19 protein-coding genes and 2 pseudogenes are annotated in these 21,449 nt (G+C 71.0%); 8 read left to right on the forward strand and 13 right to left on the reverse strand.

From position 1 onward, the window contains the following. Nucleotides 1-17: 17 nt before the first annotated feature. Nucleotides 18-269, reverse strand: a pseudogene (locus ACFVST_RS00490) (TipAS antibiotic-recognition domain-containing protein); the annotation flags it as partial. Between the two features lie 381 nt (nt 270-650). On the opposite strand from ACFVST_RS00490, the gene ACFVST_RS00495 reads away from it, so the two are divergent. Together ACFVST_RS00495 and ACFVST_RS00500 are read left to right on the forward strand one after the other, a co-directional pair. After that, nucleotides 651-1,628, forward strand: a complete 978-nt coding sequence (locus ACFVST_RS00495; RefSeq protein ID WP_390145339.1) for an aldo/keto reductase — start codon at nt 651-653, stop codon at nt 1,626-1,628. 49 nt (nt 1,629-1,677) lie between these two features. Further along, nucleotides 1,678-1,818: pseudogene (locus ACFVST_RS00500) on the forward strand (aldo/keto reductase); the annotation flags it as partial. A 122-nt stretch (nt 1,819-1,940) separates the two neighbouring features. Here ACFVST_RS00500 and ACFVST_RS00505 read toward each other — a convergent pair. Next, nucleotides 1,941-2,342: an ArsR/SmtB family transcription factor gene (locus ACFVST_RS00505; protein WP_390145341.1), complete on the reverse strand. Its 402-nt coding sequence runs from the start codon at nt 2,340-2,342 to the stop codon at nt 1,941-1,943. 79 nt (nt 2,343-2,421) lie between these two features. Between ACFVST_RS00505 and ACFVST_RS00510 the strand changes: the two genes are divergently transcribed. After that, nucleotides 2,422-2,883, forward strand: coding sequence for an ArsI/CadI family heavy metal resistance metalloenzyme (locus tag ACFVST_RS00510; protein WP_390145343.1), 462 nt, complete (start codon nt 2,422-2,424; stop codon nt 2,881-2,883). Nucleotides 2,884-2,972: 89 nt separating this feature from the next. Here the strand turns inward: ACFVST_RS00510 and ACFVST_RS00515 are convergent, their stop codons facing one another. Genes ACFVST_RS00515 through ACFVST_RS00530 form a run of 4 tightly spaced genes read right to left on the reverse strand, consistent with a single transcriptional unit; the run spans nt 2,973 to nt 10,131 of the window. Beyond that, a complete protein-coding gene (locus ACFVST_RS00515; protein WP_390145345.1) occupies nt 2,973-6,845 on the reverse strand; it encodes a hypothetical protein in 3,873 nt (1,290 codons plus the stop codon). After that, on the reverse strand, nt 6,842-7,273 hold the full coding sequence (locus tag ACFVST_RS00520) for a hypothetical protein (RefSeq protein ID WP_390145347.1): 432 nt from the start codon (nt 7,271-7,273) through the stop codon (nt 6,842-6,844). Before ACFVST_RS00520 ends, ACFVST_RS00515 begins: the two co-directional genes overlap by 4 nt. A 16-nt stretch (nt 7,274-7,289) precedes the next feature. Continuing rightward, on the reverse strand, nt 7,290-9,506 hold the full coding sequence (locus ACFVST_RS00525; RefSeq protein ID WP_390145349.1) for a PQQ-binding-like beta-propeller repeat protein: 2,217 nt from the start codon (nt 9,504-9,506) through the stop codon (nt 7,290-7,292). A gap of 10 nt (nt 9,507-9,516) precedes the next feature. After that, nucleotides 9,517-10,131: a toll/interleukin-1 receptor domain-containing protein gene (locus tag ACFVST_RS00530; RefSeq protein ID WP_390145350.1), complete on the reverse strand. Its 615-nt coding sequence runs from the start codon at nt 10,129-10,131 to the stop codon at nt 9,517-9,519. A 124-nt stretch (nt 10,132-10,255) separates the two neighbouring features. Here ACFVST_RS00530 and ACFVST_RS00535 point away from each other — a divergent pair, with 124 nt between their 5' ends. Then, nucleotides 10,256-11,443: a helix-turn-helix domain-containing protein gene (locus tag ACFVST_RS00535; RefSeq protein WP_390145352.1), complete on the forward strand. Its 1,188-nt coding sequence runs from the start codon at nt 10,256-10,258 to the stop codon at nt 11,441-11,443. A gap of 63 nt (nt 11,444-11,506) precedes the next feature. Here the strand turns inward: ACFVST_RS00535 and ACFVST_RS00540 are convergent, their stop codons facing one another. Then, nucleotides 11,507-11,902 carry an ankyrin repeat domain-containing protein gene (locus ACFVST_RS00540; protein WP_390145354.1) on the reverse strand — a complete coding sequence of 132 codons (396 nt, stop codon included), beginning with the start codon at nt 11,900-11,902 and terminating at the stop codon, nt 11,507-11,509. Nucleotides 11,903-12,016: 114 nt separating this feature from the next. Next, nucleotides 12,017-13,480: a catalase gene (locus ACFVST_RS00545; RefSeq protein WP_390145356.1), complete on the reverse strand. Its 1,464-nt coding sequence runs from the start codon at nt 13,478-13,480 to the stop codon at nt 12,017-12,019. A 210-nt stretch (nt 13,481-13,690) separates the two neighbouring features. On the opposite strand from ACFVST_RS00545, the gene ACFVST_RS00550 reads away from it, so the two are divergent. Beyond that, on the forward strand, nt 13,691-14,104 hold the full coding sequence (locus ACFVST_RS00550; RefSeq protein ID WP_390145358.1) for a Fur family transcriptional regulator: 414 nt from the start codon (nt 13,691-13,693) through the stop codon (nt 14,102-14,104). 37 nt (nt 14,105-14,141) lie between these two features. Further along, nucleotides 14,142-14,735, forward strand: a complete 594-nt coding sequence (locus ACFVST_RS00555) for a GPP34 family phosphoprotein (RefSeq protein ID WP_390145360.1) — start codon at nt 14,142-14,144, stop codon at nt 14,733-14,735. Between the two features lie 129 nt (nt 14,736-14,864). Here the strand turns inward: ACFVST_RS00555 and ACFVST_RS00560 are convergent, their stop codons facing one another. From ACFVST_RS00560 to ACFVST_RS00580, 5 genes are all read right to left on the reverse strand, one after another. After that, entirely contained in the window at nt 14,865-15,170 is a 306-nt protein-coding gene (locus tag ACFVST_RS00560; RefSeq protein WP_390145362.1) for an Lrp/AsnC ligand binding domain-containing protein, read from the reverse strand. 167 nt (nt 15,171-15,337) lie between these two features. After that, a complete protein-coding gene (locus tag ACFVST_RS00565) occupies nt 15,338-15,883 on the reverse strand; it encodes a carboxymuconolactone decarboxylase family protein (RefSeq protein ID WP_390145364.1) in 546 nt (181 codons plus the stop codon). Nucleotides 15,884-15,999: 116 nt separating this feature from the next. Next, nucleotides 16,000-16,260, reverse strand: coding sequence for a hypothetical protein (locus tag ACFVST_RS00570; RefSeq protein WP_390145366.1), 261 nt, complete (start codon nt 16,258-16,260; stop codon nt 16,000-16,002). Beyond that, the gene (locus tag ACFVST_RS00575; protein ID WP_390145368.1) at nt 16,257-16,883 is read right to left on the reverse strand and encodes an RNA polymerase sigma factor; all 627 of its coding nucleotides are present in this window, start codon (nt 16,881-16,883) and stop codon (nt 16,257-16,259) included. The genes ACFVST_RS00570 and ACFVST_RS00575 overlap by 4 nt, the downstream gene beginning before the upstream one ends. Continuing rightward, nucleotides 16,880-18,448, reverse strand: coding sequence for a sodium:solute symporter (locus ACFVST_RS00580; RefSeq protein WP_390145370.1), 1,569 nt, complete (start codon nt 18,446-18,448; stop codon nt 16,880-16,882). The genes ACFVST_RS00575 and ACFVST_RS00580 overlap by 4 nt, the downstream gene beginning before the upstream one ends. A 480-nt stretch (nt 18,449-18,928) precedes the next feature. Between ACFVST_RS00580 and ACFVST_RS00585 the strand changes: the two genes are divergently transcribed. Both ACFVST_RS00585 and ACFVST_RS00590 read left to right on the forward strand, forming a co-directional pair. Beyond that, nucleotides 18,929-21,109 (forward strand): carbon starvation CstA family protein, encoded by a 2,181-nt coding sequence (locus tag ACFVST_RS00585; RefSeq protein ID WP_390145372.1) that lies wholly within the window; start codon nt 18,929-18,931, stop codon nt 21,107-21,109. Next, nucleotides 21,106-21,315 carry a YbdD/YjiX family protein gene (locus ACFVST_RS00590; RefSeq protein WP_390145374.1) on the forward strand — a complete coding sequence of 70 codons (210 nt, stop codon included), beginning with the start codon at nt 21,106-21,108 and terminating at the stop codon, nt 21,313-21,315. The genes ACFVST_RS00585 and ACFVST_RS00590 overlap by 4 nt, the downstream gene beginning before the upstream one ends. The last annotated feature ends 134 nt before the right edge of the window (nt 21,316-21,449 follow it).

A 21,449-nucleotide genomic window follows, 5' to 3' on the forward strand; every position in this document is an offset into this window, starting at 1 on the left:
CTACCCATCCGTGAGCGTCAGTTGAGCCGCGCGTCGGCGTAGGCGGCCATCGCGTCCCGCTGGTACTCGGCCAGCCCGGAGGCGACCCCGTCGTACGCGGCACGCCACTGCGGGGCGTCCACGTAGGCCCGCCCGATGGCCCTGAACGCGGCCGCGTCCGGGATCCACATCCGGCAGACACCCCGGTCGTGAGCGTCGACCTCAGCCTGTACGGCAGGGTCGGTCACCGATGTGGCGGCCCGCATCAACGCGGCCATCCGCACCATCGCCGCCGTCGCCTCCTCCTACATCCGCTCCATCTCCGCCGCGTCGACCGTGGCGGGCGAACCGCGCCGACTCGCGAACTGCTTTCCTCTGACGGCCGACTGAGGTGTTCTCACAACGAACCGGCCGCCTGAAGGAAGCGAGTTGAGGCGCAAACTGCTTGGGATGCCATGACTCCAGTCTCACCCGGCGGGCACCCGGTCCACAGGGCGGAGGGGCCCTGCCGTTACCCCGGAAGAGCCCGCCCTGTCGTACCGGAGCAATCCGGGCGAAGGTTGATGAGAAAGACGCCGGCCCCCTTGGCATGGTCCGGGCTCCGACCGCACGACCTGTCGGGCCCGGCGAGTGTGAGGAGACGGGCGACGCCACCGACCGGAGAAGGCGAGATGCGGTACATCAAGCTGCGTGACCTGGAGGTTTCCCGTATCGGGCTGGGTGCCATGGGCATGTCCCACGGCTACACCGGCTCGGGCACCGATGACGCGGAGTCGATCAGGACCGTGCACCGGGCGCTGGAGTTGGGCGTCACGCTCATCGACACCGCCGAGATCTACGGTCCCTATACCAACGAGGAGCTGCTCGGGCGGGCGCTGAAGGGCCGCCGGGACAAGGTGGTGCTGGCGACGAAGTTCGGTCTGGTCGCACACGGCGGCGACGGAGCGTGGCACCTGGACTCCAGCCCGGCCAACATCCGTACCGCGGTTGAGGGTTCCCTGACGCGGCTGGGTACCGACCACATCGACCTGTACTACCAGCACCGGGTGGACCCGAACACCCCGATCGAGGAAACCGCCGGCGCCGTGGGCGAGTTGATCGCCGAGGGGAAGGTGCGCGCCTTCGGTCTCTCCGAGGCCGGCCCGGACACGATCCGTCGCGCCCACGCCGTCCAGCCGGTCTCGGCGGTCCAGTCGGAGTACTCACTGTGGACCCGCGGGATCGAGGAGCGCGTCCTCCCTGTCCTCCGGGAGCTGAGCATCGGCCTGGTCCCGTTCTCCCCGCTGGGCCGCGGCTTCCTGACCGGCACCATCCGCTCCACCGACCAGTTCGACGAAGGGGACTTCCGCCGCGGCAACCCGCGTTTCACCGGGGAGAACTTCCAGCGCAACCTGGCACTCGCCGACGCGGTCAAGGCTCTGGCTGCCGAGGCCGGCGCCACGCCTGCGCAGGTCGCGCTGGCCTGGCTGCTCGCCCAGGGCGATGACATCGCCCCGATCCCCGGCACCAAGCACGTCAGCCGCGTCGAGGAGAACACCGCAGCCGACGCGGTCACCCTCACTGCCAGGCAGCTGAACGAGCTGAGCAACCTGCCGCCCGCGATCGGCGACACCCACACCGAGGCCCAGGCACAGATGCTCGAACGCTGACCAGCCGCACCGCCCGTCACTGCCCCGCACAGCGAAGGACATTCCGTCGATGCAGACCGTCACTCTCAACAACGGCGTCGAAATGCCGCTCCTCGGCTTCGGCGTCTACCAGATCCCCGCCGAGAACACCGAGCGCGCCGTCTCCGAGGCGCTGGCCGCCGGCCACCGCCTTCTGGACACGGCCGCCGCGTAGGGCGCCCTCACTCGGGGCCAGCCGAGGGTGAACATCAGGGCCGGGCCGAAGGTACGACAGCCGGGCGGCGAGCGTCCCGGCGGGTGGGGCGGTGCCAGTGCTGGCGCTGGTGCTGGTGCTCACGAGGCGGTCTCGGTGGGTACGGCTTCGGGAAGGGGTGCTCCGGCGGGGCGGGTGAGGGCTGTGGCGAGGCGGTCGGTCGTCTGGGGCAGTAGTCGGTAGTACACCCAGGTCCCGCGTCGCTCGGAGTCGATGAGTCCGGCCTGCTTCAGCAGTTTGAGGTGGTGGGAGATCGTCGGCTGGGAGAGGGCGAAGACCGGGGTGAGGTCGCAGACGCAGACCTCGCCGCCGGCGCGGGAGGCGATCATCGACAGCAGCCTCAGCCGCACCGGATCACCCAGGGCCTTGAAAACCTTCGCCAGCGTCTCGGCCTGACCCTCGTCCAGCGGCGCCGTCAGCAGCCCCGGGCAGCAGGCGTCCGGACCTTCCTGGCCCACCATCACGAATTCCTTTTTCGACATGCTTCTATGTTGACGTTTTTCGATGCAAGGCACAAACTTGAATCGAAAGACATCGATGCAACCTGATCAGGGAGACGCCATGTCCCGTATGCAACTCGCCCTCAACGTCGCGGACCTCGAAGCGTCGGTGACGTTCTACTCCAGGCTCTTCGGCGTCGAGCCCGCCAAGCGCCGTCCCGGCTACGCGAACTTCGCCATCACCACCCCGCCGCTCAAGCTCGTTCTCATCGAGGGCGAGCCGGACCAGGAGACCCGCCTGGACCATCTCGGCGTCGAGGTCACCTCCACCGAGGAGGTCACCGCCGCCACCGGCCGCCTCAAGGAATCCGGGCTCGCCACCTTCGAGGAGAACGACACCTCCTGCTGCTACGCGCTCCAGGACAAGGTGTGGGTGCACGGCCCCGGCAAGGAACCGTGGGAGGTCTACGTCGTCAAGGCCGACGCCGACCAGATGGGCAAGGACATCCCCGCGGCCCCCGCCGCAAGCCAGGAGCAGACCACGCAGACCGTCGCACCTCCCGCCGGCTGCTGCGGCAACTGACCCGCGTGCTTGTCCTCGCGCTGCTGGCACGGGTCTCTGATCCGGCCATGGGTGATCAGCCGGCCCCTGTCTGGGCCGTGAGGCGCAGGTCACTTGGTGGTCACGCAGGGTGGGTTGTACGGGAGTTGGCGGACGTATCGGCTCCATTGCTGACGGGTCAGGGCGCCGGAGCTCCCGGCGCAGATCCGGCTGATGGCGGACTCGACGTCGAGGTCCCAGAGCGTGGCCACGCCGTCGTCGGTGGTGGCGGCCAGGGTGTGACCGTCGGGGCTGAACGCCAGAACGGCGACGGGTCCGGTCTCCACGGTCAGCGGCCGGCCGATGGAGGTGGGGTGGTCGGGATCGGTGACGTCCCACAGGTTGATGGTGCCGTCGTCGGTGTGGCCGGCCGCCGCGAGGGTGTGACCGTCCGGGCTGAACGCCACCGACCACAGGCTGCCGCCGGGTACCGTCAGGGAACTGCCCCTGCGCGTGAGGTGGTTGGGGTCGGTGGCGTTCCACAGGGTGATGGTGCCGCGGCTGTTCCCGGTGGCGAGCGTACGGCCGTCGGGGCTGAACGCCACCCAGGTGCTGGTGCCGGCCGGCTGGTCGATCTTCTGCCCGACGCGGACCCCGGGGTCCGTCGTGCTCCACAGGCCGACCTCGCCGTTGCTGCCGTCGCCGCCGGCCGCCAGCATCGTGCCGTCGCGGCTGAACGCCAGGGACTTGACGGACCTCGTGTGGTCGTTGGAGATGCCGGGCTGGACGACGGGGTGCGCGGGGTCGCTGACGTCCCACAGGGCGATGCTGTCGAGCGGGTCGTCGCCGGCCACGGCCAGGGTGTCGCCGTCGGGGCTGAACGCCAGGGAGAAGACGGGCCCGTGCGCCCCGGTGAGGGTCTCACGGAGGCGAACGGGACGGCTGGGGTCGGCGGTGTTCCACAAGGTGACGGTGCCGCCGCCGTCACCTGCGGCCAGGGTGTGCCCGTCCGGGCTGAACGCCACGGCTTCGACCGGATCCTCGGGGCCGGTGAGCGGATCACCGCGGGGAGCGGGGTGGTTGGGGTCGGCGGTGTTCCACAGCGAAACGGTGTTGTTCTGGTTCCCGGCGGCCAGGGTGCGCCCGTCAGGTCGGAACGCCACCGATGCCACATTGCCGCCGGCGCCGCTGATCCGGGTCGGCGGCAGATTCCACAGATCGACGCTGCCGTCAAGGTTCCCGGCTGCCAGGGTGCGGCTGTCGGGGCTGAAGACCACGTCGCTGACCGCGTCGCCGGGACCGGTCAGCGGCCGGCCCAGCGGGCCGATGGCCTCGGGGTGGGTGACGTTCCACAGATGGATGGTGTGGTCGGCGCTGCCGGCCGCCAGGGTGTGACCGTCCGGGCTGAACGCCACCGACATGACGGGCTGGGCGGGACCTGTCAGCGGCTTGACCAGGGGGGCGGGGTGGCCGGGATCCGCGACCTTCCACAGGTGGACCGTGCTGTCGCTGGATCCGGCGGCCAGGGTGTGGCTGTCGGGGCTGAACGCCAGGGTGTTGACGCGATGCCCGGCCTTCAGGGAACGGCCGCGGCCGGGGTGGGCCGGGTCGGCGGTGTTCCACAGGCGGATGGTGCCGGCGTCGTCGTCGCAGGTGGCGGCCAGGGTGCGCCCGGTGGGGCTGAACGCGATGCGACCGGAGAAGACGTGGGGGCAGTCGAGGTTCAGGGGCGCTTTCGCGGGCTTGACGTCGTCGGGGCGGGTGACGTTCCACAGGCTGACGAGTCCGGCGTGCGATCCGGCGGCCAGGGTGCGGCCGTCGGGGCTGAACGCCACCGATTCGATGGCGGCCATGGCGTCCAGGCCCTGAACGGCGGGACTCTTCGGCCGGCCGAGCAGGACCGGGTGGCTGGGGCTGGTCAGGCTCCACAGGTCGACGAATCCGCCGGAACCGGCGTCGCCGTTGTGGCTGGTGCGGCCGCCGACGGCCAGCACCCGGCCGTCCGGGCTGAACGCGAGCGACAGGATGGAGTTGACGGAACGGTCCACGGGCACGGGTCGGCCCAGCGCCACCGGACGGCTGGGATCGGAGACGTCCCACAGCCGGACGAGGTTCTGGCGGACGTTCCCGGCCGCCAGCATGTGCCCGTCGGGACTGTAGGCCACGGTGTACACCGCGCCGCGCGGGCCGGGAAGCCGGGTGTCCAGCGGTGTGTTCTCGGTCGAGATGAGCCGGGACGCCGCTTCCGGGGTGGGGTCCATGCGGTAGGCGGTCAGGGCGAGTTGAGCGGACAGCGAGGGATCGGTCGGCGCCAGTTGCACGGAGGCGGAGGTGACGGCGGCGTTGATGGCCTGGTCGCGGTCTCGCACGGCCTGGGCTTCCTGCCGGAAGGCGAACACCGCGGCCGCCGAGGCGACCAGGGCCAGGGTGGTGATGGTGGCGACCGCGGCGCGCCGGAGCCGTTGCCCGCGCCGCTGGTGGTGGCGGGAGGCTGTCAGGAACGCCCGGGCGGCGCCGCTGAGTTCCGGTCCGTGCGTCTCGGCCCAGGCGAGTGCGGCCTCCAGACGGTTGCCGCGGTACAGCGCGGCTGCCTCCCGGTCGGCCTGTTCCCAGAGCCCGGCCGCCTCTTCCAGATCCTGTCGTACGAGGTTCCCGTTGCGGTCGTGCTCGATCCAGTCCCGCAGCCGGGGCCAGGCGCGGATGAGCACCTCATGTGTCATCACCACCGTGTCCTGGTCCCGGGTCAGCAGCCGGCCACGGGTGAAGTCGTCCAGGACTCTGCCGGCGGCCTCCCGATCCGGCGCGTGCCGCAGCAACTCGTCGTAGCGGACGCGCCGGCGGCTGTCGTCGGCGTCGCGTCCCACGATGACGAGCCGCAGGAACACCCACCGTGCGGCCTCGTGGCAGGGCGGCGGCAGGGTGTCGTAGAGCCTGTTCGCCGTGGTGGCGATGGCGCCCTGGATGCCACCGGTGACGCGGTATCCGTCCACGGTGAGCGTGTGGCCGTGGCGCTGCTGCCAGGTGGCCCGCAGCGCGTGGGCGAGCAGCGGCAGCCGGCCCGTGGTGCTCGTACCGACCGGTCCCCCGACCGCGCCCAGGTCCGCCAGCAGCACCTCGACCAGGCCGTCTTCGACGTCGAGTCCCACATTGCCAGCCGGGCGGCGGATCGCGTCCTTGAGTTCGTCCTCCGTCATCGGCTCCAGCAGGACGGGTCCGGCCCGGAGCGCTTCCCGGAGCTGCGGATGGGCTGTGCACGCGGCGTAGAAGTCCGCGCGCACTCCCAGCACCACGAGCGCGCCGCCCGTGGGCCGGGCCAGACGGTCGAGCACGTCGATGAACCACTGCTGTTCGGTCTCGTCGCCGCAGGCCGTGAAGATCTCCTCGAACTGGTCGACCACGACGACCAGGCCCGCGGTGGAGGACTCCCCGGTGGGCTCCGGACCGCCGGCTCCGGTGATCTCGCGCAACTCCGCGAGGCACCGTGCGGGATCGGCCCGCCATGCCGCTGCCGTGCGCCGGGCGGTCTCGGCGTCGAGCCCGGCGGCGCCCGCCAGTGCCAGGGCCGGGGATGCCGTCGGGGTCAGCAGCAGCCGCGGCCAGGTGCTCGAACCCGCCACCGGGAGCCGGCCCTCGTCCAGGGCCGGTAGTACCCCGGCCGCGAGCAGGGACGACTTCCCGGCCCCCGAGGGGCCGATGAGCACCAGCGGGCCCCCTTCACGTATCCGGGCGTCCATCCGCTCGCACACGAGGTGAACCATGCGCTCACGGCCGTAGAACCACTGCTTGTGCTGCGCGTCGAACGGGGCCAAGCCCGGGTACGGGCACAGCACTTGATCGGCGCCGGGACCGGGCACGGTTCTGCGTCCCTCGTCGCCGAGGCGGACGTGGAGGTCGCGGCCGGCCTGGAAGACGCTGCCGCCGCCGGTCGCGCTCGCCTCCTGCCGTTTCGGCTGCCAGGGGGGCGGCCCATCGGGGGGCGAGGCACCGGTACCGCGTTCCGTCACGCCTGTCCGTCCCTGGTGACGGTCATGTCCCGGCCGGCCAGGAACGCGTCGCCGCCGGAGACGTGTGCCTCCAGCGTCATCGAGCCCGTGATCTGCTGTTCCGGGTTTCCGGCAGCGCGCGGTTCCCCACCGAACAGCGCGCGCAGTTCGTCGACGGCGTCCGGCCGCGTGGCCATCAGCCGGATGAGGCGGGCCTGCCACTCGGTGACCAGCAGCCCCTGGAGCTCCTGGCCGTCGCCCGTCCGCTGGGCCTCAAGCAACTCGCCGCGCGCATCGGCGAGTTCCTCCTCGACGCGCTCCGGGTGCGCCGACCGCCAAAGCGACAGGACCGAGGACTTGACCGCGGTCCAGCCGTCCGTCGCCAGCAGATCGATCAGGCGCGCCGCGGCCGCCGACGCCAGGCCGGCGAGTTCCCCACTCGTGTCCATGTCTTCTCCTTGTCCCTTACCGCCCGTGGGCCGAGATCGCGGTCACCGTCAGATGGGAGGCGATGAACACCTGGTCGCCGCCCACCGTCCACAGGAACCCCACGTCCGGCTGCCCGGGGTCGTTGTACTTCCACCGGGCCCTGCCGGTGGCCGCGTCGATGGCCCACAGCGTCTTGGCGGCGTCGGTGGCGAAGACGGTGTCGGCCGAACACTGCGCGCTCTTGCCGGACGTCCTGAGCGATGCGTTGAACATGTTGGAACCGCCCATGTCGTTGGCTCCGTCGAGCCTCGCGACCCACTGCGGAGTGCCGTCGACCGAGGACAGGGCGACCAGGTCGGCGCCGACCGGTACGTAGACGGTCTTCCCGTCCAGCCCGGCGAACGGGGCGCCGATCTGGACCTGGTCCCCGTTCTTCGCGTCGAAGCGCTGATGCCACTTCTCGCTGCCCGTGACCGCGTCGACGGCGAACAGCTTGTCGCCGTTGCCGCCGGCGAACAGGAACAGCCCGTCGGCGTAGCACGTCAGCGGCCAGCCGGTGGTGAAGTAGTACGCGGCGTGCGGGACGGATACCTTCCAGCCGCGGGCGCCTCTCCGGCCGGCGTCGATCATCTGGACGCGGCCGGGTTTCCTGCCCGGAACGGCCGAGGTGGCCAGCAGGTGGGAACCGGTGGGCGGCACGAGCACGTTGTTGATGTCCGTGCCCTTGACCCGCCACAGTCCCTTGCCGGTCGCGGCGTTGAACGCACGGATGTAGCCGCTGCTCGGTGCCTTGGCCGAGAACGATCCGGATGTCTTGAGCATCTGCCCGCATACGTACACCGTGTCCCCCGCGACCGCCACGAAGTCGCTCAGGTACCTCGCCGCGTGTGTGCCGCCGCCGGGATCGGCGTCGGCCATCTTGGTCGCCCACTTCACCTTCCCGCTGGCGGCGTCGAACGCCGCCAGCAGGCCCGTCTGACCCGGCACGTCGCAGAGCAGGTAGAATACTCCGTCCGCGTACGCCGTCGGGTACCTGAGGCTGGTCGTGCCGAAGTCGTTGGTCGTGTTCCGCGGCGGGAACACGGATTTTCCGGTCGCGGCGTCCAGGAAGGACGTGGCGGTGCCCGTGACCACCATGACCACCTTGTCGGACGCTTCCAGGCAGGTGGGGGCGTGCTTACCGGCGCCCGACCAGGCCTTGGCGGCGTCGGGTCCGGCCAGAACGATCGGTTCCGGTCCGTCCTTCGAGGACGGCGACGCAGCGGAGGCCGACGCGGAAGGCGCGCCTGACGGAGAGGCCGACCGCGCAGTGGACCCGGCCCGGCCGTCGGGTGCCGGCGAGGAGTCGCCGGAAAAGGCGAGTGCCGCCGCGGCTCCGCCGAGTACGACCGCGCCCCCGGCCAGACCGGTGATCAGCTTCCGGCGACTGATACCCGTGCCGGCGGCGATCACCCGCGGCGCGGGAAACGGGTCCGGGCCGCTGCCGCCGGTGGACACCGATCCCATCGCCGCGGCCGCGGCGGCCAGGTCGGCGGTCACCGCCGGCGGCAGCCAACTGCCCTCCAGGGTCGGCAGGTTCTGACGCCTCAGATAGTCGACGAGTTGCTCCGCGGTGGGACGGTCCGACGGTTCCGGGTACAGGCAGCCGCCGATCACCTCGCGCAGCGACACGGGGAGGGCGTGCGTGTCCGGCTCGCCTCCGGAAGCCGCGAACAGCACGGTCGACCCGAGGTCGAACATGTCGTCCGCCGGTGAGGGTGCCGGACTGCGGGTGGCTCCCCCGATCCCCAGGGTGGCGATGCGGGGCCCGTCCATGGTCAGCAGTACCGAGTCCGGGCTCACCTCGCCGTGGACCGTCCCGGCCGCGTGGAGTGCGGCCAGCGCCTGGGCGAGGCCGTCTGCGAGCACGCGCAGGGCCGGTTCGGACAGCGGGCCGTGCCGGTCCACCACCTGCCGGAGTGGCAGTCCGGCGGTGAACCCGGTCGCCAGCCAAGGGACCGGCGCGTCGGCGTCGGCGTCCACCACCGGTACGAGGAAGGCACCGGACAGCGTCTGTGCGGCTTCGACGGCGGCTCGGAACCGGTCCCGGAAGCCCGGGTCCGCGGCGAGTTCGGGCCCCACGACCGTGACCGTGACGAGCGGCCCCCCTTCCGTGCGGGCCGCGAAGACCTGGCCTCCGGCGACCGTGCCCGGTTCTCCGAGCAGTGCGTAGGGCCCAATCCGCTGAGCACCGTCTACTCCGGGATGATCCATCGTCCGCCCCTCACGTCAGCCTGATCGTCTGATCACGGGCGGCCTGGTAGGCGCTGCCACCACCGGACACATGGGCCGTCATGGTCACTGACGGCTCCGGATCGGGGGCCGGAGTCGTGCCGTGCCCGGGTTCGACAGCCGGGTCGGTATCGGCGTCGGCATCGGAGAGGAGAGCGGCCACCGCGTCGCCCAAGTGCCGCAGCCCGTCCGGCAGATGGGTCTCCGGAACGCGGAGGAACTGCAGGCGCGCCAGCTCCGCGATCTCGGCCGGCAGCGACGAGGCGTCGGGCAGCATCGTGGCGTCCCCCAGCAGGACCGGGACGACGCGGTTTCCCGCCCGCAGAGCTGTCGCGATCTCCAGGCGGACCCAGTCGTGAGCCCGCTCCAGGAGCCGCACACCGTCCTCGCCCCGCGCGTCGAGCCAACCCGGCCCGATCAGTACACACATGAGTTCGCACTCGGCGGCCTGCCGCAGCAGGATCTCTGCGAAGTCGGCCCCGGGCGTTATCGACTGGCCCGATTTGAAGATCTCGTCGGCACCCAAGCGGTCGGACAGCGCGCGGTAGACGCGATCTCGTATCCACCGGGAGTCCGGTTTACGAAAGCTGAGGAAGATACGCGGCACAATTGCCCCCTCTCTGGCAGGCCTTGACGTCAGGAATCGTGCTCACCCCAGGAGTCGAGTACACGCTCGGTGGCTATTCACCGGGGATTGAATAGCGGCCGCGGAACTCCGTACGCTGGCCGGTATGGACCAGGCGGACAGCGCGGCAGGGAAGGTCTCCGCGGGGAGATCGACCGACGCGCGTCTGCCGCCGGGCGACTTCGGCGTCGTCCTGGCCACACTCCGGGCACGGCGGGGGTGGAGCGTCCGCGAGTGCGCCCGGCGTGCGAACGTGTCCGAAGGGCAGATCTGCAATCTGGAGAGCGGGTTACGCAACCCGACGCCCGCCGTGGCAGCGGCATGTGACGCGGCATTCGGCACCGGCGGGGAACTCGCCGAGTTGGCCGGCCGCCGCGGCGTCCGCACCGAGGGCGTCATCGAGGCCGGCCCCGTGGTCGCCGGATACGAGCGGGTCCTGTGGGAGCTGAAGGACATCGGCAGACTCACCGGACCGAGATTCGTCACCGCTTCCATGAAGTCGATCACGCGGATGCTGACGGACGCCGGTCCGCACGCCGTTGGCGAGCAGCGTGCCGAAATCTGGCTGCTGGCCTCGAAGTTCGCCGAATACACGGGGTGGATGGCGCAAGAGGCGGGAAATCCCGCGGAGGCATTGCGCTGGACGAATCTCGCGGTCCGCTGGGGCGCACACGGCGGGGACGAAACAGTGGCCGCGTATGCCCTGGTCCGCAAGGCGTTCATCGCCCAGCACCGCGGCGACACCGATGCGGCGATCGGATTCGCCGACCGGGCGGCCGGGCACCCGGCGGCCACCCCGGTGATCCGCGCGCACGCCGCGCGGCGCGCGGCCCAGGGCTATGCGCGCCGTGGCGATGCGGGGGCCTGCCGGGAGGCACTGGAGCGGTTCAGAAGCCACACGGCCGAGGTCGTCGGAGACCGAACCCTTCACTGGGGTCCGCGCGTCGAGAACGGCAACCCCCGGCTCATCGAGGCGACTTGTCTGCTCAGCCTCCGTCGCTTCGAGCTGGCCGCCGACCTTTTCGCCGCCGAGCGCCGGCGCCGGCCGACCGTCCCGGCGGACAGCAACTCGCAGGCCCGCTTCGCGGTTCGGCAGGCGACAGCCCTGGCCGGTGTCGGCCGCCTCGACGACGCCTGCCAGATCGTCGAGGCCACGCTGCCCGTGATCAAGCGCATCGACTCGGCCACCGTCCGCGCGGAGCTGGGCCAGTTCGTGGAACAGGCCCGGCCCCGGAGAGCCGGCCCGGGCCAACTCGCCCTCATCTACGCATCGGCCGCCCTCGCGCTCGGCTGACAGCACGGAGTTCGAGCGCGAGGTCGTCGCGCCGCCGGTCCTCAGCGATGGGTGGGGCGCGGGTCAGGCGGGCGGAGTCGTCAGCAGGTGCTCGCGGCCGAACATGGACGCCGTGGCGCGTGCGGACGGTGTGCCCGCGTCGAGATCGGCGTTCGCCTCCCACAGTACGGCCACCACCTCGTCCTCGCCCTTGAACAGGGCGCCGGCGATGGGGGATTGGTCGCGGGCGTTGCGCAGATCGGGGTCGGCTCCGAGGCGGAGCAGGGCCTCGACGGTGTCGGCGTGGCCGTGGTAGGCGGCGAGCATCAGGAGGCTGTTGCCGCCCGCGTCGGTCACATCGACCGGCAGCCCGTGCTCGACGAACTCCGTCAACTGCCCGGTACTTCCCTCGCGGGCGAGATCCATGGCGAGGGCCACGACGCGCTCCGTCTGCTCAGGAGTCAGCGCCCCACTGCCCATGCGTACCTCCCGGTCATGCGGTCCTCCGTGGTCTCCGCGGTACGCCGCGGGCCTCCCACGCACCGGATGCGGGTGCGTGGGAGGCCCGCGGTGACCTCAGCGGTCGGTGCCGGTTCAGAGCCGGCCGGCCGCCAGGGCCTCGATCGCCTTGCGGACGCCTTCGCCGTAGGCCGGGTCGGCCTGGGTGCAGTTGGCGATGTGGCGTTCGACGGTCTGCTCCGAGGCGCCGTTGATGGCGCGCGCCGTGTTGGCGAAGAGAGCCTGCTGCTGCTCGGGGCTCATCTGCCGGAACAGGTTCCCGGGCTGCTCGAAGTAATTGTCGTCGTCCTCACGGAAGTTGAACCGGTCGGCGACGGCGCCCACGGCCTGGCTGGGCTCGCGGTAGGCCGGCTGCTCCTGCCAGCGGCCGTACGAGTTGGGCTCGATGCCGGGGGTGGAACCCTGGTTGCCGTCGACGCGCAGGGCACCGTCGCGGTGGTAGGTGTTCACCGGGTTCTTCGCGGCGTTGACCGGGATCTGGTGGTGGTTGACGCCGAGGCGGTAGCGCTGGGCGTCGCCGTAGGAGAAGAGGCGGCCCTGGAGCATCTTGTCGGGCGAGTAGCTGATGCCCGGGACGACGTTGGCCGGGGTGAAGGCGGCCTGCTCGACGTCGGCGAAGTAGTTCTCCGGGTTGCGGTTGAGCTCCCACTCGCCGACCTCGATCAGCGGGTAGTCCTTCTTCGACCAGACCTTGGTGAGGTCGAAGGGGTGGAAGCGGTAGTTCTCCGCGTCGGCCTCCGGCATGACCTGGATGAACAGCTTCCACTTGGGGAAGTCGCCGTTCTCGATCGCGTCGTAGAGGTCGCGCTGGTGGGACTCGCGGTCCTGACCGACCAGGGCCTCGGCCTCGGCGTCGGTGAGGTTCTTGATGCCCTGCTCGGTGCGGTGGTGGAACTTGACCCAGAACCGCTCGCCCTCGGCGTTGACCAGGCTGTAGGTGTGCGAACCGAAACCGTGCATGTGCCGGTACGAGGCGGGGATGCCGCGGTCCGACATCACGATGGTGACCTGGTGCAGGGCCTCGGGGAGGTGGGTCCAGAAGTCCCAGTTGTTCTCGGCGTCGCGGAGGTTGGTGCGCGGGTCGCGCTTCACCGCGCGGTTGAGGTCGGGGAACTTCAGCGGGTCGCGGAAGAAGAAGACCGGGGTGTTGTTCCCGACCAGGTCCCAGTTGCCCTCGTCCGTGTAGAACTTCACGGCGAAGCCGCGGATGTCGCGCTCGGCGTCGGCCGCGCCGCGCTCACCCGCGACGGTGGAGAAGCGGACGAACAGCTCCGTCTCCTTGCCGACCTCGGAGAAGATGTTCGCGCTGGTGTACCGGGTGATGTCGTGCGTCACCTTGAACGTGCCGAACGCGCCGGAGCCCTTGGCGTGCATCCGGCGCTCCGGGATGACCTCGCGGTCGAAGTGCGCGAGCTTCTCCAGGAACCACACGTCCTGCAGGAGCATCGGACCGCGCGGACCGGCCGTCAGCGAGTTCTGGTTGTCCGCGACCGGCGCGCCGGCGGCGGTTGTCAACGGCTTCTGGTTGTTCTCGGTCAAAGCTCGCTCCTGGGTGAGTGGTGCGTCTCATGCGTTCAAGCCGCAATCCCGGCCGGTCGCGTCCTTGCCCCCGCACGATCTGCCTCTTGCTGCCTTTGGCTTCTGGCGTCGATCACCGCCGATCCTACAATGGACGAAGTCCAAGTCAACCCAGGATCCAGATACGTACACGGTCTCGATTTGATCGAATCGCTGCTACGCTGACGTGCTATGAGCGACCTCCTGGGGAGACTTCGGACGCGCGGCTGGCGTCTCACGGCGCAGCGGCGCGTGGTGGCCGAGGTGCTCGACGGCGACCACGTCCATCTGACCGCGGAAGAGGTGCAGGCGCGAGCCGCGGAGCGGCTCCCCGAGATCTCGCGGGCGACGGTCTACAACACCCTCGGTGAACTCGTGTCCCTGGGCGAGGTCGTCGAGGTCTCGACGGACCACCGCGCCAAGCGCTACGACCCGAACGCCCATCGCCCCCACCACCACCTGCTGTGCTCCCACTGCGGCGCCATCCGGGACGTGCACCCGGTGGGCGACCCGCTCGCGGACCTGCCGGAGTCGGAGCGCTTCGGCTTCTCGGTGTCCGGGGTGGAGCTCACCTACCGCGGCCTCTGCCCGGACTGCACGACCTGACGCCGGAGCCCGGCGCCTGGAACAGAGGGAGTCACCCATGAACACCGCGCGTGACCTGCTGCTGATCTCCCTGGACCGGGCACTCGGGGCGCCCGCGGACCAGGGCGCCCTGTCGCTCGCGCTGGCGGGCGCGGAGCTGATCGACCTCATGGCTGCGGAGGCCGTCTCGCTCCAGGGCGAGCGCATCGTGCCGGGGCTGGCGCCCGAGCAGGAGGACGAGCTGCTGCGCCGGGCCGTGTCCTCGCTGGTGCGGGAGGCGCCGTACGAGTCGGTGGACGAGTGGCTGTGGCGCCGGGGGCGTGGTCTGGCCGCGGAGTATGTGGCCGTGTGCCAGGCGGAGGGCCTGGTCGCCCGGAGTGCGCACCGGCTGATGCCGAATCCGCCGCGGACCGTCGAGTCGGCGGCGCGCCAAGCCGCTGCGGCCCGCCATGCGGAGGGCGAACCGGTCCTGCTGGCCCTGTCCACGGCCGTCCGCCGAGACGACGAGCCGACCGTCGACGCCTCCGCCCTCTCCGACCCGGTGGTCGCGGTCCTGGCGGCGGTCGGCGGCGCGGAACTGGAGCTGGAGGGCGAGCGGCAGCGCCGTTCCATCGAGGACGCGGCCTTCGACAACATCTGGCGCGGCGCCTGAGCCGGTGCGGCCACCGGCACCCGCGCGAAGGAACAGCACGATGACCGACGTTGACACAGCCGCGCAGGGCTTCCGCACACCGTGACGGCAACGGCCGCCCGCCCCAACGTCCGACAGCGCGGGGCGAGTTCAGGTCGGCCGGGTCGGGCGCTGGGGTAGGGGGCGGGGGTGGACGGCCTGCTTCATCACGATGGTGGAGTTGAGGCCGCGGACCCCGGGGAGATGGATGAGCACCGATTCATAGAGCCGCTGGTACGAGGGCAGGTCGGCGCTCACCACCCGGATCAGGTAGTCCGGCTCCCCGAACAGCCGCTGGGCTTCGACCACTTCGGGGATTCCGGCGAGCGCCGCGTCGAATTCGGGCCGCGGGCTCGGGATGGACGCCGAGGCCCTGGACCGGTTCATGCTCACCAGGGCTCGGCTATAGCTGGACAAGGGGCAGAAGTTAGGGGCCGAGGGCCACGGCTATATGCGGGTGAACCTGGGCTGCCCCCGTTCCACGGTCGACGAGGCGCTGGGCCGCCTGCTCACAGCCGACGAAAGCCTGTGAGGCCGGTGAGCGGCGGCGGGCCCAGCCCTCGTACGAGCGGAGCGGCTGGCGGCTACTCGCCCTGCTGCGCCTGATCCGACGGGTCCAACTGGCTTGCCTGGCCTGCCTGGTCGTAGAACTTCATGGCCATGAAGCCGTGGGCGAAGGCGCCGCCGGCGCGGAGGGCGGCCGCGATCATGGTGGTCTCCGCCAGCTCCTCCTTGGTCGCACCCTCGGCGTGCGCGGCCTTGGTGTGGGCCTCGACGCAGTAGGCGCACTGGGTGGTCAACGCCACGGCCACGGCTATGAGTTCGGTGTACTTGCGCGGGATGACCTTGCCCGATCCGGACAGGGCCGCCTGGTCGAAGCCGATGAACGCCTTGAAGGCGTCCGGGGCGCCGGCGCGCAGGTCCTTGGCGTACTGGTGGTCGCTGTGCTCGTGGTAGGTCATTCGCTGCTCCTGTGCTGTTCGGGTACGGGTGGGAGGTGGCGGGGGGTGGTCAGTTGCGGCCGGCCATGACGCCGCCGTCGACGTGGGGGGCGAGGCGAGGCCCATGCCGCTGGTGCCGCCGATGGCGTCGGCCTTCCTGCCGGTGAAGTCGGGGGTGGTGCTGGGCACTTGGGTACTCCTGGGTCGGGTGGGTGCGCGGGGAATGCGGCCGTAGGCGGTGTGTATGGCCGGGGCGGCGAGCCGGGCTCCGCTCGCCGCCCGTCCCGATCCGGCGCCGGTGGTCGTCAGGGTTGGACGATCACGTCGATCCGCTCATGGCGCGGTGCCGGGTGCGGCTCGCTCAGGGAGTTGAGCGCCCACAGTCCGACGAGGTCGGCGACCGCCACGACCAGCACCGCGAGCACCAGCATGATCAGCCGCCGTCGGCGGTCCCGGCGCTGCCACTCCTTGCGGGCGCGGGCGTAGGCGTCCGGGGACGGCGCCACCGTCGAGGCGAGCGAATCGAGGGTCTCGCGTAGCCGGGTCTCGGGGTCGTCCACACTCACCGTGTCGATCCCATGGCACGCGAAAGCGTATGCATGGCACGGGAGATGTGCGATTTGACCGCACCCGTACTGATCCCCATCGCGTCGGCGATCTCCCGTTCCTTGAGATCCATCCAGTACCGCAGCACCAGCGCCTCCCTCTGCCGCGTGGGCAACCCCTTCAGCGCGTCGACCACCTGCCGCTGGTCCTCGTGCAGCATCGCCGTCGACTCGGCGGAGGCGATCGGGTCGAGTTGCACGTCGGCATGGCGGCGCGAGACCTGGAGGCGGCGTATCCGCATCCGGACGAGGTTGCACACCACAGAACGAAGGTACGCGGCCGCGGACTCCGGGGCACGGAGTCGGTACCAGCGGCTGTGCAGGACGCAGAACGCCTCCGCCACGACGTCCTCCGCGTCCTGGTCGGCGCCCAACAGCACGGCCAGCCGCACCATTTGGGCGTGGTGGCCGTCGAAGAGCCGGATCATCGCGGTCTCCCGCTCGACGTCGCGCAGGTCGACGCCTGGTTCGGTGTCGGCGGGGAGGGCGGGGGTGTCCGCGGGGGCGGGGGCGGTGGAGGTCTGGTCCCCGATGACCGTGGTGCGCGCGTCGGTACGCCGCCAGGGCTTCTCCGTCTCTCTCACTTCGCGGCCCCGTTCCCCCGTACCGCACCTGCGACGGGTCTCAGGAGCAGGCCGGGCAGGCCGCGTGGTACGCCGAGGCGGTCCAGCAGGGGGCTGGCCAGGGCGACCACGCCGAGGTTGGCGGCGAGGCCGACCAGGCCCGAGTACATCTGGACGTCCAGGGAGCCGAACGAGAGCCGTACCAGGGAGGAGAAGCCGCCCCGGCTGACCAGTGCGGTGCCGACCACCATGCCGAGCAGCCACCCCGCGAGCAGGGAGAGCGCGTGCGGTGTGCGGCGCAGCAGGCCCAGCACGATGGCGGGCAGGATCTGCAACACCCATACCGCGCCCAGCAGATGGAGGTTGATGGCGGCCTGGTCGTGCACCCCGAGGGCGAAGGCCAGCGCGCCCACCTTGACGACCAGTGACATCAGCCGGGCGATGCGGGTCACCTGGGCCGTGGTGGCGCCGGGGTTGACGAACTCCAGGTAGATGTTCCTGGCGAAGAGGGTGGCCGCGCCGATGGACATGACCGCGGCGGGGACCAGTGCCGCGACCACGATGGCGCCCAGGATCAGCCCGGCCGCCCACCCGGGGGCGAGGTCGAGGACGAGGAGCGGGATGGCGAGTTCGCTGCGCCCCTCCGGGGTGCGCACCCCGGCCGCGAGCGCCGCGATACCGAAGAGGGCGAACAGGCCCAGCATCGCCGTCCACCCGGAGAGCGCCACCGAGGTCTTGCGCAGCACATCGCCGGAGCGGGCGGAGAAGGCGGTCTGGAGCACATGCGGGAAGGCGAACAGCGCCAGCGCCGAGCCGACGGCGAGGGAGACGTACGCCGGCGCCAGCGAGGGGTCGGGGACGAGGGCGCCTTCACCGGCGGGGAGGCCGCCCCGCGTGGCGAAGGCGGCCTCGGCGCGGGCGAAGAGCGCGGCCGGCGATCCGAGGCGGGTCACCACCAGGCCGGCGAGCGCCACGGTCGCCCCGACCACCAGCACCGCCTTGACGACGGAGGTCCGGGTCGGTGCCCGCAGCCCGTACCGGTAGGTGGAGAAGGCCAGTACGGCGAAGACGGCGGTGAGGGCCGCGTCCCCGACGAGTCCGTCCTGCCGCATACCGAGGACGCTCAACACGGCGCGCAGGCCCAGCAGTTGGAGTGCGATATAGGGCATCAGGGCGAAGATGCCGGTGAGGGAGACGGCGAGCGCCAGCAGCGAGGAGCCGTAGCGCGCGCGGACGAAGTCGGCGACGGTGATGTGCCCGTGGGCCCGTGCCGTGGCCGCCAGCCGGGGCAGCAGGACGAAGCCGATCGCGCAGATGACCACCGTGTAGGGCAGGGCGTAGAAGCCGATGCCGCCGGAGGTGAAGACGGCGCCGGGCACGGCGGTGAAGGTGTACGCCGTGTACACGGTGCCGCCGAGGAGGCACCAGAGCAGACCGCTGCCCTGACCGCGGCCGGCCAGTGCCCAGTCCTCAAGTGCCGTCCTGCCCCCGGTGGCTCCCGCCGGAGGGCGGGCACTCCGCAGGGCGACCGCCGAGCCCACCAGCACGACGGCCGAACAAGTGATGACAGCGCCAGGGCTGTTCATGGCTCCTCCACGCTCGAAGTGACGCGATGCCAGTCCGGAGCGCGGCCGGTTCCGTTCCCCGCGGCGGCATTTCGTACCGCCGGGAAGAAACTCGGCCGAGTCGCGGTAAACCCTCTCGGGTCACCGAGCAACTACCGGACGCGAACCCCGTGCCAGGAGGGCCGCCGTCAGGCCGGAAAGCCATCAGCGTCGAGCGAGATCGACCCTGACCGCTCAGGAGTGAACCACTGATTTCAGCCAATGAACAGCCCACCGACGTACCGCGGTTCACCCGCGCGGCAACGGCAGCCACCTGCCGGAACACCGCCGCGGGTGCCCGTGGAGGACAACCCGGAGCTGACTGAGCAACAACTGACGTCCCGCCATCCGCCCCGCTCCCGACGGCCGAGCCACCGGGAGCAGAGCAGCCCTGCCCCGGCCCACGCCTGGACGGGCGGCTCAGGGCGCCAACTCCCCACCGGCAGAACCCGATTCCGCGAGATGCGCCAGCATCCCCGACTCCTTGGAGCAACCGTGTCCCTCAACGGCGCCCGCAGCGCGCGGCCACCTGTGAAATCGATCCTCATATGGACCGGCGTCGCCCTGGTCGGCGCCGCCGCGTGGGGCGTGGTCGCCCTCTCCCGGGGGGAGGACGTCTCCGCGATCTGGCTGGTGGCGGCCGCGCTCGGCTCGTACGCCATCGCCTACCGCTTCTACTCGCGGTTCATCGCCCGCCGGGTGCTGGAACTGGACGACAAGCGGGCCACCCCGGCCGAGCGCCTGGACGACGGCATCGACTTCCAACCGACCGACCGGCGCATCCTGTTCGGCCATCACTTCGCCGCCATCGCCGGGGCCGGTCCGCTCGTCGGGCCCGTCATGGCGGCGCAGATGGGCTACCTTCCGGGCACCATCTGGATCGTGGTCGGCGTGATCTTCGCCGGGGCCGTCCAGGACATGGTCGTCCTCTTCATCTCCATGCGGCGGGACGGCAAGAGCCTCGGCCAGATCGCCCGCGACGAGATCGGCAGGGTCGGCGGTGTCGCCGCGCTGATCGCGGTGCTGGCGATCATGGTCATCATCCTGGCGGTGCTGGCCCTCGTCGTCGTCAACGCGCTGGCGGCCTCCCCGTGGGGCACCTTCTCGGTGTCCATGACGATCCCCATCGCCCTCCTCATGGGCTTCTACATGCGCTTTCTGCGGCCCGGCCGCGTCCTGGAGACCAGCCTGATCGGCGTCGCCCTGCTGCTCCTGGCGATCATCGGCGGCGGCTGGGTCGAGAACTCCTCCCTCGCCGACGCCTTCACCTGGACCCCGACCACCCTGGTCTTCTGCCTCGTCGGCTACGGGTTCGTCGCCTCGGTGCTGCCGGTGTGGATGCTGCTGGCGCCCCGGGACTACCTGTCCACCTTCATGAAGGTCGGCACCATTGTGCTGCTCGCGATCGGCGTGATCTTCACCGCGCCGACGCTGAAGAACGACGCGGTGAGCGAGTTCGCCTCCAGCGGCGCGGGACCGGTCTTCGCCGGTGCGCTGTTCCCGTTCCTGTTCATCACCATCGCCTGCGGCGCCCTCTCCGGCTTCCACGCGCTGGTGTCCTCCGGCACCACCCCCAAGCTGATCCAGAAGGAGTCGCAGGTCCGCCTCATCGGCTACGGGGCAATGCTCACCGAGTCCTTCGTCGCCGTGATGGCGCTCATCGCGGCCTCGGTGCTCGACCCCGGCCTCTACTTCGCGATGAACGCACCGGCGGGCCTGCTCGGCACCACGGTGGACAGCGCGTCCCAGGCGGTGGCGCATCTCGGCTTCAGCATCAGCCCGGACGATCTGGCGGCGGCCGCCAAGTCGGTGGAGGAGCAGAGCCTGCTCTCCCGCACCGGCGGCGCCCCCACCCTGGCCTTCGGTATGGCGGAGATCTTCTCGGGGATCTTCGGCGGCGCCGGTATGAAGGCGTTCTGGTACCACTTCGCGATCATGTTCGAGGCGCTGTTCATCCTGACCACCGTGGACGCCGGCACCCGTGTCGGCCGCTTCATGCTCCAGGACATGCTGGGCAACGTCTGGAAGCCCATCGGCCGGGTGTCCTGGAAGCCGGGCATCTGGTTCACCAGCGCCATCATGGTCGCCCTGTGGGGCTACTTCCTCTATGTCGGCGCCACCGACCCGCTGGGCGGGATCAACCAGCTCTTCCCGCTGTTCGGTATCGCCAACCAGCTCCTCGCGGGCGTCGCGCTGGCCGTCTGCACCACCCTCCTCATCAAGGCGGGCAAGCTGCGCTGGGCCTGGGTCACGGGCGTCCCGATGGTGTGGGACCTCGCGGTCACCTTCATCGCGGGCTGGCAGAAGGTCTTCGACGACAACCCCAAGATCGGCTTCTTCGCCCAGCGCAAGCTGTACGCCGACGCGCTCGACTCGGGGAAGGTCCTCCCCCCGGCGAAGACCCTGGACGACATGAAGACGGTGGTGCTCAACTCCACCGTGGACGGCGTCATCATGGCCTGCTTCCTGGTCCTGGTCGTGCTGGTGGTGGGGCACGCCGCCGTGGTCTGCGTCCGCGCCGTACGCTCCCGCGAGCCGCTGCCCACCGCCGAGACGCCCTTCGTGGAGTCGGAGATCGTCGTCCCGGCGGGCCGCTCCGAAACCCTCGCCGACGCGATGGCCGGACCGCCGGAGCAGCGGTGACCCCGGACGGGCACCCCGGTCCGCTCACCAAGCTGCGGCAGGGCCTCACCTGGTACCTCCGGGAGATCTCCGGGACCGCGGACTACGAACGCCACTGCGAGCGGCACCGTGAGCAGCACCCGGGCGAACCGGTGCCCACCCGGCGCGCGTACGAGCACCATCGGACGCGCCACCGGGAAGAGAATCCGCAGAGCCGCTGCTGCTGAGCGGAGCCGCTGCCGCTGCTGCCGCTGAGCGGAACACCCCGTCGGGGGGGGCCCCCGCCAGGCGGGGGGGGCGCCCCGGGGGGGGGCGGGGGGGGCCCCCGCCCCCGCCCCCCCCCCCCGGGGCGGGGTTTGGG

Origin of the sequence: Streptomyces sp. NPDC058045, from assembly GCF_042885635.1 — a bacterium.
Lineage (GTDB): Bacteria > Actinomycetota > Actinomycetes > Streptomycetales > Streptomycetaceae > Streptomyces.

Coding starts and splice junctions, on each gene's coding strand:
- ACFVST_RS00535 (WP_390145352.1), top strand. CDS start 10,256: ATGGACCAGGCGGACAGCGCGGCAGGGAAGGTCTCCGCGGGGAGATCG.
- ACFVST_RS00520 (WP_390145347.1), bottom strand. CDS start 7,273: ATGGACACGAGTGGGGAACTCGCCGGCCTGGCGTCGGCGGCCGCGGCG.
- ACFVST_RS00505 (WP_390145341.1), bottom strand. CDS start 2,342: ATGTCGAAAAAGGAATTCGTGATGGTGGGCCAGGAAGGTCCGGACGCC.
- ACFVST_RS00495 (WP_390145339.1), top strand. CDS start 651: ATGCGGTACATCAAGCTGCGTGACCTGGAGGTTTCCCGTATCGGGCTG.
- ACFVST_RS00550 (WP_390145358.1), top strand. CDS start 13,691: ATGAGCGACCTCCTGGGGAGACTTCGGACGCGCGGCTGGCGTCTCACG.
- ACFVST_RS00525 (WP_390145349.1), bottom strand. CDS start 9,506: ATGGATCATCCCGGAGTAGACGGTGCTCAGCGGATTGGGCCCTACGCA.
- ACFVST_RS00510 (WP_390145343.1), top strand. CDS start 2,422: ATGTCCCGTATGCAACTCGCCCTCAACGTCGCGGACCTCGAAGCGTCG.
- ACFVST_RS00555 (WP_390145360.1), top strand. CDS start 14,142: ATGAACACCGCGCGTGACCTGCTGCTGATCTCCCTGGACCGGGCACTC.
- ACFVST_RS00585 (WP_390145372.1), top strand. CDS start 18,929: ATGCGCCAGCATCCCCGACTCCTTGGAGCAACCGTGTCCCTCAACGGC.
- ACFVST_RS00540 (WP_390145354.1), bottom strand. CDS start 11,902: ATGGGCAGTGGGGCGCTGACTCCTGAGCAGACGGAGCGCGTCGTGGCC.
- ACFVST_RS00580 (WP_390145370.1), bottom strand. CDS start 18,448: ATGAACAGCCCTGGCGCTGTCATCACTTGTTCGGCCGTCGTGCTGGTG.